At 71.1% G+C, this 17008-nt stretch carries 2 protein-coding genes (1 of these 2 only partly in view); both read right to left on the bottom strand.

Features of this window, described 5'->3' with window-relative positions; translation table 11 throughout:
- Window positions 1–8801 carry the beginning of a non-ribosomal peptide synthase/polyketide synthase gene (locus AB4Z55_RS13205; RefSeq protein ID WP_369519857.1) on the bottom strand. It extends 17809 nt beyond the left edge of the window, so 8801 of the gene's 26610 nt are visible here — the first part of the coding sequence; the start codon lies at window positions 8799–8801; the stop codon falls past the left edge of the window.
- A complete protein-coding gene (locus AB4Z55_RS13200; protein ID WP_369519856.1) occupies window positions 8798–17008 on the bottom strand; it encodes an amino acid adenylation domain-containing protein in 8211 nt (2736 codons plus the stop codon). Before AB4Z55_RS13200 ends, AB4Z55_RS13205 begins: the two co-directional genes overlap by 4 nt.

Here is a 17008-nt window from a genome sequence, read left to right as displayed (position 1 = left end):
GACGCGACGATGGCGGCGACCATCTGTTCCGACTCACCGACGGGAGCAGAGTCGCTGTCCTCGGTCCCCGACAACAGATCGAAACGCGGAAGGGGCAGCGACTTGCGGTCCAGTTTGCCGGTGCTGCCGAGCGGGGCCTCGGTCAACGAGACCCAGTGGGCCGGACGCATGTACGCCGGCAGCGACGCGGTCACCGCCTCTCGTGCGCGTCCGACGACCTCATCCCCGTTCGTTCCGCCGCCGTCCGGCGCGATGAGGTAGCCCACCAGGTGTTCCGAACCGCCCGGGGTGCTCGCGACGGTGACCACGGCCTGGCGGACACCGTCGACCGTCGCCAGGACCGCCTCGATCTCACCGAGCTCGATCCGCTGACCGCGGAGTTTGACCTGGAAGTCGCTGCGTCCCAGGTACTCCAGGTCGCCGGAGCGGTTGCGTCGGACCAGATCGCCGGTTCGGTACAGCCGCGCTCCGCCGCCGGCGGGATCGGCGACGAAACGCTCGGCGGTGAGGTCGGGCCGGCCTGCGTAGCCGCGCGCGAGCTGGACACCACCGAGGTACAACTCACCGGTGATGCCGGCGGGCACGGGACGCAGCCGCGCGTCGAGGACGAACGTCCGGGTGTTCCACACCGGTCGTCCGATCGGCACCACCACCGCGTCGGGGTGCGGCGTCGCCGCGGTGACCTCGACGGCGGCTTCGGTCGGACCGAACAGGTTGGAGACGCGAACATGTGGAAGCGCGGCGCGCGTCGACTGCAGCACGGCCGGCGGCAACGCCTCACCGGAGCAGTAGAGGTGGCGCAGGGTCGGCAGAAGTGGGCGCCCGGCGGCGCCGGGAGCGAAGCGAGCGGGCCGAATCGCACCCGCGCCGGGAGCGAAGCGAGCGGGCCGAATCGCACCCGCGCCGGGAGCGGAGCGAGCGGGCTGGAGTTCACCGATGAAAACCGCGAGCAGCGAGGGCACGAAGTGCACCGTGGTGATCTGTTCGGCATCGATGAGGCGCGCCATCGAGTGCGGGTCCAGGTGCGCGTCCTCAGGCGCGATGACCAGCCGGGCGCCGGTCAGCGCCGGGGTCAGCAGTTCGGGCACCGACACGTCGAAGGTGACGGGCGTCTTCAGCAGGATCGAGTCGTCCGGTCCGATCCCGAATTCGTCCACCCCCCACCGCAAGCGGTTCAGCACGGCGCGGTGACCGACCGTGACGCCCTTCGGCCGGCCGGTCGAGCCCGAGGTGAAGATGGTGTAGGCCGCGTGCTCGGGGCGCAGCACCGACCGGCGTTCGTCGTCGTCGACCGGCACCGTGTCGAGGGCGACGGGGCTTCCGGCGTCCACCAGGAGGGTGCGCGGGACAACGCGTGCGGCGGGTACCCGTTCGTCGCATACCAGCGCGATCGTCGCGCGCGAGGTGTCGACCATGTAGCGGACGCGGTCGGCCGGTGCATCGGGTGCCACCGGCATGTACTGACCGCCGGCGGTGAGGACCGCATGGACCGCGACGACCAGTTCGACCGACCGGGGCATGCACACCACGACGCAGTCCTCCGGGCCGACCCCGAGACCGATGAGTTCCCGTGCGAGAGCGGCCACCCGCGCGGCGAACTCGCGATGGGTGAGAGAGCGCTCGCCGCAGCGCAGCGCGATGGCGTCCGGAGATCGCAGCTGGTCGGCGGCCGCGATCGCCGCCGGCACCGTGAGGTCCGGCAGGACGACGGCGCGTCCGATCGAGAGCTGTTGCTGGGCCGCGGCTTCGGCCGTCGTGAGGATCGGGATGTCGGCGACCGGGAGGTCCGCGTCGGCGGCGAGGGCGGCGAGGACCGAGGACAGCGCCGAGGAGATGGTCTCCGCGGTCGCCGCGTCGAACAGCGCGGTGGTATAGGTGATCGAGCCGGTCAGCCCGCCGTCCGAGGTCTCGCGGAAGCCGATGGCGAGGTCGAACTTCGCGACGGTGTCCTCGAGTTCGACGAACTCGGCGTCGAGATCGTCGAGTGCACCGAGGGTGGGGTCGCCGTTGACGGTGTGGACGAGCAGGACCTGCGCGAGCGGTTCCACGTTCTCGATCCGCCGAGGGTCGGCGGCGTCGATCACGCGCTCGAACGGGACGTCGGCGTTGTCGAATGCCGCGAGGTCGGCGCTCTTCACCTGCTCGAGCAAGGCGGCGACGGTGAGGTGCGGCTCGACGTCGACCGACAGGACGACGGTGTTGACGAACATGCCGATCAGCTGGTCGATCTCCGCACGGCCGCGGCCGGCGACCGGTGTGGCCACCGCGATCCGGGTCGTCGACGTCAGGCGCGCGAGCACCGCGGCGGTGGCCGTGTGGGCCACCATGAACAGGGTGGCTCGTCGGGCCGCTGCTCGCCGCCGCAGTTGCGTGACGGTCGACGCCGGCAGCGACCACCGCACCGTGGCCGCCCGCCCGTCGGGCACGGCGGGACGGGGCCGGTCCGTCGGCAACGGGAGCACGTCGGGCAGGCCGGTGAGCCGTTCGGCCCAGAACCGCAGCTGTCGTGCCATCAGGGATTCGGGGTCGGAGGCGTCACCGAGCCGGTGTCGTTGCCACACCGCGTAATCCGCGTACTGGAACCGCAGGGCCGGCCAGTCGGGCGCCCGACCCGATCGTCGCGCCCGGTAGGCGCGGGCGATCTCCGCCGCCAGCACCGGCGCCGACTCACCGTCGGCGGCGATGTGGTGCAGCGCGATCACGAGTACGTGTTCGGTCGGCGACACGGAGACGATGCGAGCACGCACCGGCAGGTCGACCGTCACGTCGAACGCGGCTGCGACGAGCTCGTGGATCTCCTGGTCCACGACCTCGTCGGACGATGGGACGGCCCGCGGCGTGATCACCGTGTGGCCGATCGAGAGCCGTCCCGCCCAGTCGTCCAGCACGAGCGCCACGGGTTCGACACCGACCGGCACGGCGCCATCGGGCCGTCCGGCCCCGTTCGCCACGGCGTCCGAGGGATCGGCGGCGTCGGCGTCGGGAGTCCCCGTCGGGTAGACCGTGCGCAGTACCTCGTGCCGGTCGACGACATCGAGGATCGCCGCGCGCATCGCGGGCACGTCGAGGTCGCCGCGCAGGCGGACCACGATCGGGATCACGTAGGCGGTCGACTCCGGGTCGAACTGGTTGAGGAACCACATCCGGCGCTGCGCGTACGAGAGGGGCACCGGGTGCGGCCGGCGGATGGCCTCGAGTGCCGGCAGGTCGCTGCCGGCGTGTTCCCCGGCGTCGACGGCAGCGGCCAGCGCGCGGACGGTGGGCGTCTCGAACAGCGCCCGCACCGATATCTCGACCCCGAGTGCGACTCCCAGGCGTGCCATGACCCGGGTCGCCGACAGCGATGTCCCGCCGAGATCGAAGAACGACGCCTCCGCCGACACCTCCTGGGCGTCGAGTCCCAGCACCTGGGCATAGACCGTCGCGACCGTCTGCTCGGTCGCCGTTTCCGGCGGGACGCGGACCTCCCCGCCGAACCGCGGCGTCGGCAGTGCTCTGCTGTCGAGCTTTCCGGTGGCCGTCAGCGGGATCTCGTCGAGCGGCAGGATGGCGGTGGGCACCATGTGGGCGGGCAGCCGACGCGCCGCGTGGGCCGCCACTTCCCCGGGGTCGGGCGCGACGCCGGCGACACCGTGGACCCAGGAGACGAGGACCGTCTCTCCCGACGTCGGGTGCTCGACTCCGGCGGTCGTCGAGAAATCCACCGACTCGTGCTCGCCGAGGACGGCGTCGATCTCACCGAGTTCGATCCGGAAGCCGCGGATCTTGACCTGAAAGTCGCTGCGGCCGAGGAAGTCCAGCGCCCATCGACCGTTTCGCATGCGCCACCGGACGAGGTCCCCGGTGCGGTACATCCGCTCTCCTGGCGCACCGAGCCCGGTGGTTGTGAACGGGGCCGCGACGAACCGTTCGGCGGTGAGCACAGTCTGGCCGAGGTAGCCGGCGGCGAGCGCGGAACCGGCCAGGTACAGCTCACCGGTCACCCCGGCCGGAACGGGATGCAGGCGCGGATCGAGCACCGCGACGGTGATCCCGGCGATCGGACCGCCGATGGTGACCGGTGAGTCCGGGCGCATCGGTTCGGACGACGTCGCCCAGATGGTGGTCTCGGTGGGGCCGTAGAGGTTTCGCATCACGCGACCGGGCGACCAGGCCCGGACCAGTTCCGGCGAGCAGACGTCGCCGGCCACGCAGATGACCTCGAGATCAGGGAAGCCGCCGGCAGACGACACCTCCGACTCCGTGTCGGCGAGCACGTCGGACACCGTCGCCAGCGCGGTCGGGGTGATGGTCGCGTGGGTGACGTGCTCCCGGCGCAGGATCGCCGCGAGTTCGCCGCCGCCCGTCACTCCGTCCGGTACCACGACCATCGTCGATGCGGCCGCCACCGCGACCAGTGTCTCGAAGACCGCGGCGTCGAAACCCGGTGCCGCGAAGCGGAGTACGCGCGCGGACGGCGTGAGTTCGAATCTGAGGCGGGCATCGGCGACCAGGTCGGCCAACCCTCGGTGCGTGACCGCGACGCCTTTCGGCCGGCCCGTCGACCCGGAGGTGAAGATGACGTAGGCGGTCTCGTCGGGTCTTGGACGAGTGGTCGCCTCGACTCCGGTCGAGACGTTCCCGGGCACGCCGCCCCCGGCCCCGTCGATCCCGAGGTGGTCTTCGACGACGATCCATTCCACCGGCGCCGGGAGCGGAGCGAGCGGGCCGAATGACACCGGGCCGGATGGTGACAGCTCGGCGACGACTGCGGCCGAGGTGATCCCGAGGCGCGCGTCGACGGTGTCCAGCATGTGGCGCAGGCGCTCGACCGGCAGGGCGGGATCGATGGGCGCCACGGCCGCACCCGTGCGCGCGATCGCCCAGAACCCGACCATGCCCGCGAGCGATCTCGGTGTGGCCAAGGCGATCACGGTGCCCGGTCCGGCGCCGCGCGCTCGGAGTACGGCGGCCAGCCGTCGCGTCTCGGCGTCGAGGCGGCCATAGGTCAGGTGCCGTCCGTTCTCGGTGACCGCGACGCCGCCGGGGTTCATCGAGATCGCCGCGTCCAACAGGTCTGCCAGGGTCGACCGCGACGACGCCACGCCCGGCGCGGCGACCACCGCGCCGGATTCGTCGTCCCCGGTGGGCAGGTCACCCACTGGCAGGTGCGGGTCGACCGCGGCGGCTCGCGCGAGGGCGACCATCCGCCGGAGGAATGCGTCCACGGTGTCGGCGTCGAACAGGGCGGTCGCATAGGTGATGATCACGCGGGTGTCGTCGTCGGCGGGGCGGCCCGGTTCGTCGAGGACGGTGACCTGCAGGTCGACCTTGGCCGTGGTGACCGGAGCCTCGATCTCGGCGACGACGAGGTCCGGCAACTCGACCGCGGGCCGAGTCGCGTTCTGGAACGCGAGGGCGACCTGGACGAGGGGCGGATGTGCGGTGTTGCGCACCGCGACGACCTCGTCGACGACGGTCTCGAACGGGAGGTCGGCGTGATCGAGTGCGACGACATCGATGTCGCGGATGACGTCGAGCAGGTCGTCGAACGCGACGTCACGAGGCACCCGGCTTCGCAGCGCGAGCGTGTTGACGAACATCCCGATCAGCGGATCCAGATCGCGCTCGCCGCGCCCGGCCACCGGGGTCCCGATGACGATGTCCTCGCCGGCACCGGACCGGACGAGTGTGACCGCGAGCAGCGCGTGGACGACCATGAACATCGTCGCGCCGTGTCGGCCGGCCAGATCTCGCAGACTGTTCCAGGTGACCGCGTCGAACGTCGAGGACACTTCCGCACCCGAGTCGTTGCGGACCGGCGCCCGCGGCCGATCCACCGGCAACTCGATGAGCTCCGGTGCCCCCGCCAGACCGGCGCGCCAGTACTCGAGTTGATGCGCCGCGAGCGACGTGGGATCGGCGGTGTCCCCGAGCCGCTGGTGCTGCCACACCGCGTAGTCGGCGTAATGGACCGGCAGCGGCGCCCAGCCGGGCTCCCGCCCGGCCAGGCGTGCCTCGTAGGCGGTGACGAAGTCGGTGACCATCGGCGCGACCGAACCACCGTCGCTGATGATGTGATGCACCACCAGGACGAGGATCATGTCGTCGTCGGCGACGCGGAGCAGCCGGGCCCGGACCGGCGCGATGTCCTCGAGATCGAAACCCCGGCTGGTGATCTCGGCGATAGTGGCGGAGATGTCGGTCTCGTTTGCGCCGCGCATGTCGATCGGGGGCACCACCCGGACGTCGTGTCGGGCGTCCCCGGCCGGTGCGATCACCTGCTCGGGGACACCGTCCACCGACACGAACCGCGTGCGGAGAACCTCGTGTCGGGCAAGTAGATCCGCGAGCGCGGCGGCGACCACCACCGGGTCCGGGGAACGGCGGCCGGCGCCGGGACCCGGGTCCGGCGCGGCACTCAGTCGGAGGACCGCGGGGATGAGATAACCGGCCCCGCCCGGGTCCAGGGTCTCCAGGAACCAGATACGTCGCTGCGCGGGCGACAGCGGGAGCACCCCGTCGCGGTCGACCCGAGTCAGCGGAATCCGGCGCCGGGTCACCGGATGCGCGGGCGCACCGGACCCCCCGGACTCTCCGTCGTCCTGATCGTCGATGACCGCCGCCAGACCGCGAACCGTGGGATCGGCGAACACCGCTCGCGCGGAGACCGTGGTGTCGAACCGCTCGGTTGCCCGGGCCGCCACCCGGGTTGCGGTCAGTGAGTTTCCGCCGAGATCGAACAGCGAGGTGGTGACTCCGACGTCGCGCACGCCCAGGATCTCGGCGACGAGCTCGGCCAGAGCGGCCTCGGTGGCGGTGGCGGGCGGCTCGGCGACGATCGGGCCGTCGTCCCCGGACGCCGGGTCGGGCAGGGCGCCTCGATCGAGCTTGCCGTTCACGGTGAGCGGGAGTCGCGGAAGCCGGACGAACCGGGTGGGCACCATGTAGTCGGGCACCGCCGTCGCGAGTCGCGCTCGGATCTCGTTCTCCGGCAGCGTCATCGCCCCGACGGAAGACGAGCCGTGGACACCGGCGGTGGCCGGTTCGCCGCTTCCGTCGGTGGCCACCAGGTAGCCGACGAGGTGTTCGGTGTCCCCGAGCGTGCGGATGTCCGCCCCCGCCGCATCGACACCGTCGAGCGCCGACATCGCCGATTCCACCTCGCCGAGTTCGATGCGGAAGCCGCGGAGTTTCACCTGGCCGTCGCGTCGTCCCACGAATTCGATGGACCCGTTGCGGGACACACCGACGTCGCCCGTGCGATACATCCGGCCACCCGGCGGACCGAACGGATCAGCGACGTACCGCGTGGACGTCTGACCGTGCCGGTGCAGGAATCCACGGGTGACCTGCGTGCCCGAGACGTACAGTTCGCCGGGCACCCCGTCGGGCACCGGGGCGAGCCGACCGTCGAGCACGTGCACCCGCGAACCGAGCAGCGGCGTCCCGATGTCCGAGGCGGTCGCCCCGTCGACGAACGCACGCGTCAGTTCGCGGCGGGTCATGTAGACGGTCGTCTCGGTGGGACCGTACATGTTGTTCAGCTGCGGACCCGCGGCGTCGGCGCCGGGACGGGTCGCCGACCCGTCGTCGGCCCGGTCCGACTGCCACTTCCGCACCTGCTCGTAGTCGAGCAGCTCTCCCGAGAAGTGCAGTCGCCGAACGGAGTCGGGCAACCGTCGACCATGGGGCGGGCGAACGACCGCGGCGAACTGATAGAACGACGACGGGGTGAAGTTGACGATCGTGACCCCGTGCCGGTCGAAGGCCTCGACCACGTCGTCGGGGGCGCGTGTCGTCGCGTGATCGAGTACGAGGAGATGTCCACCGGCGCGCAGGGCGGCCCAGATCTCACCCACCGACACGTCGAACGCGTAGGAGTGGAACAACGACCACACGTCCTCGGGAGTGCTCTCCACGACGGTGTCGAGGGCTGCCAGCAGCGACACCACGTTGTCGTGGGTGACGACGACGCCCTTCGGCCGTCCGGTGGATCCGGAGGTGTACATCACGTACGCGCACGCCTGCGGACTCACATGATCCGGCAGCGGGGACGGCGATGCACCGCCCGCGCGGATCTCGTGCTGCGCCAACAGGTCCTGCGGTGTGCACAGCGGCGCGGACATCCCCGCCCAGGCCTCGACCGTCTCGGCGTCGGCCAGCACGACCACCGGCGACGCGTCCTCGACGATCCCGGTCAGCCGCGCGACCGGGTGGGTGCGATCGAGGGGCAGATAGGCCGCGCCGGTCCGCAGTACCGCCAGCAGCGCCACGACGAGGTCCGCCGATCGCGGCAGCGCGACGCCCACGAGGGTCTCGGGTCCCGCACCGCGGGCGACGAGGGCCGAGGCCATCTGCTCCGACCGCTCGTCGAGTTCCCGGTAGGTGAGCGACGCCCCGTCGAGGTCGGTGAGGGCGACGGCGTCGGCCCGCCGCCGCGCGGCGATCCGGAAGAGTCCCGGTAGCGATTCGCGGTCACCGACACCCAGGATCCCGTCGAAACGGCGGTCGAGTTCGACGACGATCTCCGCGGCCGCGGCGGCGAGCTGCGAACCACTCAGCCCGGCGCGTGGCATGAGCGCGGTCAGAGTCGCACGCAGGGCGGCGTCGGGCGCGACACCCCGTCGGGCCAGGGTGATCGCCGACGCCGACACCCTGCGGTGAAGGGCACGGAACGACACCGGGCCGGCCACACCGGTCATCGCGACGTCGTCGCCCGCATGGGTCGCGGCGAGCGCGAGCGAGCGCAGCGCCGACGGACGCGGCGACGACGGGGCGGACCCCGTCGAGGCGCGGGGAATCGAGGTGTCCGACGTCACGCGGGTCCCACACGATTTCGCGGGACCGCACCCGATCCGGCATCCGCGTCCCGTCGCAGCACGGCGTCGGCAGCGGTTCGCACGCTTTCGAAGACGTCGTCGATCGACCGGTCGGCGTCGGCCAGAAGCGTTGCCACGGCGATCGTCAGCGCCTCCGCCGGATCATCGTCGGGAACCGAGATCGACATCGCCACAGCGGTTGCCTCGAGATCGGCAAAGGTCACCTGCGGCGCCCCCGCGACACCGATGACGGTGTCGGGAGCGACGGCCGCCACCTCCGACACGATCTCGTACAGCGGACGCGCGTCCTCGGCCTCGCCGGGGCCCGGCGTCGCCTCCTCCCAGAGCGCGAGGTCCCCGACCGCGATGTCGGGCCGCGACACGATGTCGGTCAACAGATTCCGGTAGCGCTCGGCGAACAGCGCCACCGTGCCCGGGTCGAACAGATCGGTGTCGAAGGCGATCTGCCCGCCGAGGGCACCGTTTCGGTCGACGCCGTCCGGATCACCGGGATAGAGCATGACCTCGAGATCCACCTTGGCCGGGAACGAGGCGGGCAACCGCGGGCGGACGTGCAGACCGTCGAGTTCGACGTCCGGGAACTCGAGGTTCTGATACGCGATCATCACCGAGAACAACGGATTACGGCGTCCGCGACGCACCGCCCCGCGGTCGGCGCGGGCAAGGTGATCGACGATCTCGTCGAAAGACACGTCGGTGTGCCCCAGGTCGGCGAAGTCGTCGGTGTGCACTCGCCGCAACAGGTCCGCGAACGGCTCGTCCAGGCGCAGCCGCGTCCGCAGTGGCACCGTGGTCGCGAGCATTCCCACCATGTCGGTCAGGGCGGGATCATCGCGGCCGGCGAACGGGGTGCCGATGACGATGTCGTCGCTGCCCGACAGCCGCCCGATCAGGACCGCGAGCGCCGCATGCAGGACGGCGAACTGGGTCGTGTTGCCCACCCGGGCCATCTGGCGGAGCATCGTCGCCGTCGACGACGGGATGTCGAGATCGACGACGCCGCCGACGTGGCGGGGCTCCACGGGGCGCGGCCGGTCGGTCGGGATCGTCGCCGGCTCCCCCACCCGGTCGAGACGCCGCCCCCAGTATTCGAGTTGCCGCTGCCGTTCGGTCATCCCATCGGGCCGCACGGTCTGCAGGCGCTCGGCATGCCAGATCGCATAGTCCGCGAACTGCACGCGTTGCCCGACGACGCTCCCCGATCCCGACCTGCCCGAGATCCGGGTGGCATAGAACTCGGCGAGGTCGCGAGCGAGCGGGGCGAGCGATCCCCCGTCGGCGTTGATGTGGTGCACGACGAACACCAGCACGTGTCGGTCGGCGCTCAGTCGCAGGATCGTCGCGCGGACGGCCGGGGGGCCGGTCAGATCGAATCCGGCGTCGACGACCGCGGCTACCTCGGTGCCCACCCGGTCTCCGTCGGTCGAGTCGAGCCGGTCCCCGGCGAGATCGACCAGCGGAATCCGCAACGCGTGCACCGCATCTGCGGCCGGGATGATGAGCTGCACCGGGGCGCCGTCGTGCAACGGGTAGCGAGTCCGGAGCGACTCGTGACGGGCAACGAGATCGCCCACCGCACCGGTGAGGGCGGGGACGTCCAACCGGCCGTCGAGTTCCAGGGTCAGCCCGACGTTGTACGCGGGCGACGCCGGATCGATCTGGTTGATCGACCACAGCCCGCGTTGCACTCCGGTGAGGTCGACGACATGGGTGCGGTCACGCGGCGTCAGCATCCGGCCGGCCGCCCGATCGGCTGTGGCGACCGCCGCCACGAAATCCGCCACGGTGGGATTCTCGAAGAGCGCCGACATCGGCACGCGACGTCCGATGTGCTGTTCGACGCGATAGGCGACCTTGGTCGCCGACAGCGAGCTGCCACCGAGTTCGAAGAACCCGTCGTGGACGCTCACCTCCCGCACGCCTAGCACATCGGCGAAGATCTGCGCCACCACGCCCTCGAGCCGGCTGCGTGGCGCGACGTACTCACGGGCGGGTGAGATCTCCACCGCGGGCAGAGCACGCCGGTCGACCTTCCCGGTCCGGGTCATCGGCAACTCGTCGAGCACGACCACGGTGTGGGGCACGAGGTGTGCCGGGAGACGAGCAGCCGCGTGGTCGAGGATGTGCTCGGGTGCCGGCAGCCGGTCAGGTGGGGCGGTCACATACGACACCAGGACCGTCTCCCCCGCCGGCGTCGAAGTCCCGACGGTCACCGCGGTCTCCACATCGAGGTGGCTCGCGAGGACGCCGTCGACCTCGCCGGGTTCGACCCGCATACCGCGGATCTTGATCTGGAAGTCGTTGCGGCCGTGGTAGACGATGTCACCGGACGGTGTCCGGGTGACGAGGTCGCCGGTGCGGTACATCCGGCCCCCCTCGTCGAACGGATCGGCCACGAAGCGTGCCGCCGTCAGTCCGGGACGAGCGTGGTAGCCGCGCCCGAGCGCCCGTCCCGACAGATACAGCTCGCCGAGAACGCCGTTCGGCACCGGACGCAGACACGCATCGAGGACCTTGACGCCCACTCCGGAGATCGGTCCACCGATGGTCACCGGTTCCGCGGGCCGCAGCGGTTCGGAGACGGTGGCCCAGATGGTGGTCTCGCTGGGGCCGTACAGATTCAGCAGCGGGCGACCCGCCGCGTGCCATCTCGAGACCAGCTCCGGCGGGCAGGCCTCGCCCGCCACCATCACGACCGCGAGTTCGGGCACCGCTGCGGGATCGAGGGTGGCGAGCGCGGTGGGGGTCATGATCGTGTGGGTGACCCGATGCCGGGCGATGACGTTCTCGAGTTCGGGGCCCGCGAAGACATCGGGTGGGCTGATCACCAGCTGCGCCCCCGAACACACCGCGAAGACGATCTCCCAGACCGCGACATCGAATCCCGATGCGGCGACATGGAGTATGCGCGCGTCCGGGGTCGCGCCCAGCCGGTCCTGCTGCTCGGCGACCAGCTCGGCGAATCCGGCGTGGGTCAACGTGGCCGCCTTCGGACGGCCGGTGGAGCCCGAGGTGAACTGCAGATAGGCGACGTCGTCGAGGGAGATGGGCCGGACCCGCTCGGCATCGGCCACCGGATACGTCGGCCGTCCCGCGATGCCCAGATCCACCTCGAGATCGTCCAGGACGAGGCGGGCGACCGTGGACGGGATCGTCGACGCCCCGGCGCCGGGCGGGCCGCCGTCGTCCCCGTCCGGCGCCTGCGCCGTGATCAGAAGTACCGCCCCACTGTCGGCGAGCATCGTGGCGCGGCGCGCGACGGGCAGACGGGAATCGATCATCACGAAGGCGGCACCGCTCATCGCCACCCCCAGCACGGCCAGGACCGACCGGGTTGACCGCGGAATACTCAGGGCGACGACGTCACCCGGACCGATGCCGCGCGCGATCAGGACCCGGGCGAGCTGATGGGCGGTGGTCGCGATCTCCGACCAGCGCAGGACACTGTCCCCGATCAGGGCCGGCGCGCCGGGGTCGGCGCGGGCGAGACCGCGCGCCAGCAGACCGGCGAGCGTCTGTTCCGGACGCGCGCCGCGGGCCGGCGACGCCAGGGGGCGCGTCTCGTCCGGCCGCAGCAGGTCGATCGAGCCGATGGTCCGGGACGACTGCCCCACCATCTGTGCCAGGACGAACTCGAGCCGCGCTGCCATCTCCCGCACCGTGGCGGCGTCGAAGAGATCGGTGGCATAGGCGATTTCGATGTCGTAACGATCGGCGTGATCGGTCACCGAGACGGTCACGTCGTACTTCGCGGACGGTACCCGCGCATCGAGGATCGCCGCGGACCCGGTCCAGTGCGCCAGCTCGGCCAACTGGTCGGGCTGTACCGTCAGCGCGACCTGGAACAGCGGCGAATGCGCGGGTGATCGATGGGGCGCGACGGCGTCCACGACCCGCTCGAACGGGACATCGGCGCAACTCATCGCGCGGGCGCAGCGGCGATGGGCAGCGGTGACGAACTCGGCGACGGTGTCCGCCGGATTCACGGTCGTTCGCAACACGACGGTGTTGACGAACATCCCGACCAGGTCGGCGACCGCCGGATCGTCTCGGCCGGCGACCGCGGTCCCGATGCTCACGTCGTCGGTCGCGGCGAGCCGGCCCAGCGTGATCGCCAAGGCGGACTGGAACACCGCGAACGGGGTGGCCGACAACGATCTCGCGAGCTGCCGGATACCGGCGGTCAGCTCCGGGCCGAGCACGGTGTCGACGTGCGCTCCGCTGCTCGACATCACCCGGGGACGCGGCCGATCGGTGGGCAGCTGCAACAGGTCCGGCGCCCCACGCAACTCCGTACGCCAGAACTCCAGACCCTCGATCAGTGCCGGCGACGGCGACTCCGGCGTGCCGAGCGTCTCGGCACGCTCGACGGCGACATCGGCGTACTGCAACGGCAAGGGCGCGAAATCCGGCACCTCACCCGTACGCCGACTGTCGTACGCGGTCATCAGATCTCGCAGCAACGGCCGGAGCGAATGCCCGTCGGCCGCGATGTGATGCACCACCAGCACGATGACATCGCCGTCCGGATGACCCGTCACCACCCGGTACCGGAACGGGATCTCCTCGGCCAGGTCGAATCCCACCTCCGTGACCGCCGAGAACGCAGCGGCCAGATCAGTCCCGCTCGCTCCGCTCCCGGCGACGGTCACACCAGTCCCGCTCGCTCCGCTCCCGGCGACGGTCACACCAAGGCGATCGGCGGCCACCTGCGGATCCAGGATTCGTTGCTCGGGCTCCCCGTCGACGACGGGGAACACGGTACGCAGGATCTCGTGCCGATCCACGACATCCAGGACGGCGCGGTGCAGGGCGGCGGTATCGACCGGATCCGTCAGGCGCAGCGCCCCCGACATGTTGTAGGTCGACTCGGCCGGCGACATCCGGTTGATGAACCACAGCCGGGTCTGCGCCTGCGACAGCGGGATTCGTGCCGGCCGCGGCATCGACCGCGTCTGTCTCGGGGCGGCCTGGTCGGACTCCGGGATGACCACCGCACGCGAGGCGAGATCGGCGAGGTCGACTGCCTCGAAGACATCGGTGAGGGCGATCCCGAGCCCGTGGTCGACGCGTGCGCGCGACACCATCCGGGCGGCGAGCAGCGAGTCGGAGCCCAGCGCGAACAGGTTGTCCGAGACGCTGACCCCGTCGCGGCCGAGCGCCTCCTCGACAAGCCCCACGAGCGCCCGCTCCGCAGGCGTGTGCGGCGGCCGGAAACCGGTTGCGCCGGAACCGAGTACCGGGACCGGCAGGGCGCGCTGGTCGAGCTTCCCCGATCTGGTCGTCGGAAACGAGTCGAGCAGGACCACCCCGAGCGGAACCATGTGGCCGGGGAGCCGCCGCCGGCAGTGTGCGCGGACAGCCTCGGCGTCCAGCACGCCGCCGACAGTGCCCGACAACACCTCCCGCCGAGCGCGCACGTAGGCGACCAGAACCGGCGCGGGCCCGAGATCGTGCCGTGCGACGACCGCGACCGCATCGACGCCCGGAAGCGTGGCGATCACCGCCTCGACCTCGCCGGGTTCCACCCGCCGGCCCCGGATCTTGATTTGTTGATCGGTCCGTCCGAGGTACTCCAGCTCGCCGTCGCCGGTCCATCGGACCAGATCACCGGTGCGATACATCCGCGCACCCGCGGTGCCCTGCGGATCGGCCACGAACCTGGCAGACGTCTGACCCGGGGCGCCGACATAACAGTTCGCCAATTGCGCACCCACCAGGTGCAACTCGCCGGCGACGCCGACCGGGACCGGACGCAACCGGGCGTCGAGCACCCGGACCACGGTGCCCGGCACCGGACGACCGATCGGCACGACCGCACGATCCGTCGTGATCCTCTGGGCGGTCACGTCGATCGCGGCCTCGGTCGGTCCGTACAGATTCACCAGTCCGGCGCGACTCGACGACCGTGCCCGATGGGCGAGCCGCGCGGGCAACGCCTCCCCGGAGGTGAACAGCCAGCGCACCTGATCGGGCAGCGAGACGCGTTGATACGGTGCGGCCTCGCGTGGGCCCGGGGCACCGGCCGTCTGCCGATCCTCGCGCTCCGGTCCGAGCGCCACGTCGAGGTAGGCGTCGAGCATGGACGGCACGAAGTGCACGACGGTGACCCCCGACCGTGCGATGAGGTCGCGAAGATAGGCGGGGTCGCGATGCCCACCCGGTGCCGCGATCACCATCCGCGCTCCGACGCGCAACGGCCACAGCAACTCCCAGACCGATACGTCGAACGTCGCCGGGGTCTTGTACAGCACGGCATCACCGGCAGCGATCGGGTGGTCGTGCTGCATCCAGGCGAGGCGTTGCCCGATCGCCCGATGATCGATCTCGACGCCCTTGGGGACGCCAGTCGATCCCGAGGTGAAGATGACATAGGCGGGCAGGCCGGCCGGAGCCCGCCGGCCACGGTGCGCCGGTGTCGGCCCATCCGGACGAGGAGAGTCACGACGCCGGGAGCGAGGCGAATCGTGCCCCGGGCCGACGTCGGCGACGAACTGCGCGTCGACGATGAGCGACGGTCCGACCGCTGCGGTGATCGCCCGGCGACGTTCCTCCGGCTCGGCCGGGTCGAGCGGCACGTAGGCCGCACCCAGCGAGATGGCGGCGTAGACGGCGCACACCTGCTCGATCGACCGGTCCAGCGCAACGACGACCCGGTCACCGCGCCGCACGCCCCGCTCCGCGAACCGATCTGCGAATTCCGCACAGGCACGCTCGAACTCGCGATAGGTCAGGGTGGTGTCACCGAACGTCACCGCGGGTGCGTCGGGTGTCGAGTCGACCTGGCGATCGAAGGCGGCCAGTACGTGCTCGTCGCCGACGACGATCGCCGGTCCGCCGGAACCGAGGCGGTCCACCGTCGCCGACTCCCCGGCCATCAGGAGCTCGAGGTCTGCGACGGGTCGGCGCGGCTCGGTCACGAACTGCGTGAGCAGGTGCAACAGTCGCCTGCGGTGCATGTCGAGTTCGGCCGGCTCGTACAGGTTGGGGTTCGCGTGCAGACCCACTTCGAGCGGCGCGTCCGGGCCGGCCGCGAAGACGTTCATCACGAGGTCTTCCACCATGCCGGCGGACAACATGTGGTAGCGCACGCGAGCGCCGTCGATCACGATCGGCTTGTCGAACAGCAGCAGGTTGACCAGCGGACCGAAACTCGTGCCGAGGGTGTCACCGAATCCGGCTGCCGCCCTGATGTCCTCGGAGCGATAGCGCTGGTGGCGGAGACCCGCGGTGATCTCCGCGGTCACGGCCGAGACGACGTCGGCACATGTCGCCGTGGCGATCCCGTTCACGCGCAGGGGCAGCATGTTGGAGACCATCCCGGCCGAGTGCCGGATGCGCGCCGTCGTCCGCGCGGTCACCGGGAGGCTGAGGACGATGTCGTCGTTTCCGGACATGCGGGCGAGGAACGCGGCGAACGCGGCGGTGAGGATGGCGGCGACCGAGGCGTCGAGGTCCCGGGCACATCTCCGCAGCGCATCGTCGAGTTCGGGACCGAGCAGGCCGGCGGAGACGACCGTCTCGTTGCGGACCCCGGTGGTCGCGGGATGCGCGGCCAGGCTCACCCGCTCGGGGAGTCCGGCGGCGCGCTCGGACCAGAATTTTCGATCCTTCTCGAACCGCGTGCTCTGCCGGTACGCGGCGTCGTCGGCGACCACCTCGGCGATGCCGGCGCGACGCACCGGACGGTGACCGATCCGCGCGGGTGCGGAGGCGGTGGGGTCGGCCCCGCCGCCGGGCTCCCGGTGCTGGTTGTACTGCTCGACGGCCTCGTGCAGGCACATCAGCGCGCCGTATCCGTCGAAGGCGATGTGGTGCCCGCGCATGTACCAGTAGGTGCGATCGTCGGTGACCCGGATGAACGCGGCGACGGCGACCGGGTCGGCGAGCAGGTCGACGGACCGCTGATGGTCGGTGCGCATCCACTCCTCGGCGGCCGCTTCGGGATCCGGTTCGGCCCGCAGGTCGACGTCGATGACGTCGAAGGGGACGGAGTAATCGATGTACTGCTGAGGGGCGCCGTCGACCTCGGTGACGCGGGTGTATGCCGTCTGGAGGTCGCGCGCCGCCTCGAGGACGCCGCGGCGGAACAGTTCGCGATCGAACGGGCGCCCGTCGTCGATGATGTCGAGGTAGTGCGCGACCGTCACCGAGTGGTCGTCGACGAGGTTCTCGGCAAACCACAT

This window comes from Gordonia sp. ABKF26 (genome assembly GCF_041103195.1).
Lineage (GTDB): Bacteria > Actinomycetota > Actinomycetes > Mycobacteriales > Mycobacteriaceae > Gordonia > Gordonia terrae.
Note: the sequence above shows the minus strand (reverse complement) of the source record. Positions and strands in the feature narration are given on the sequence as shown.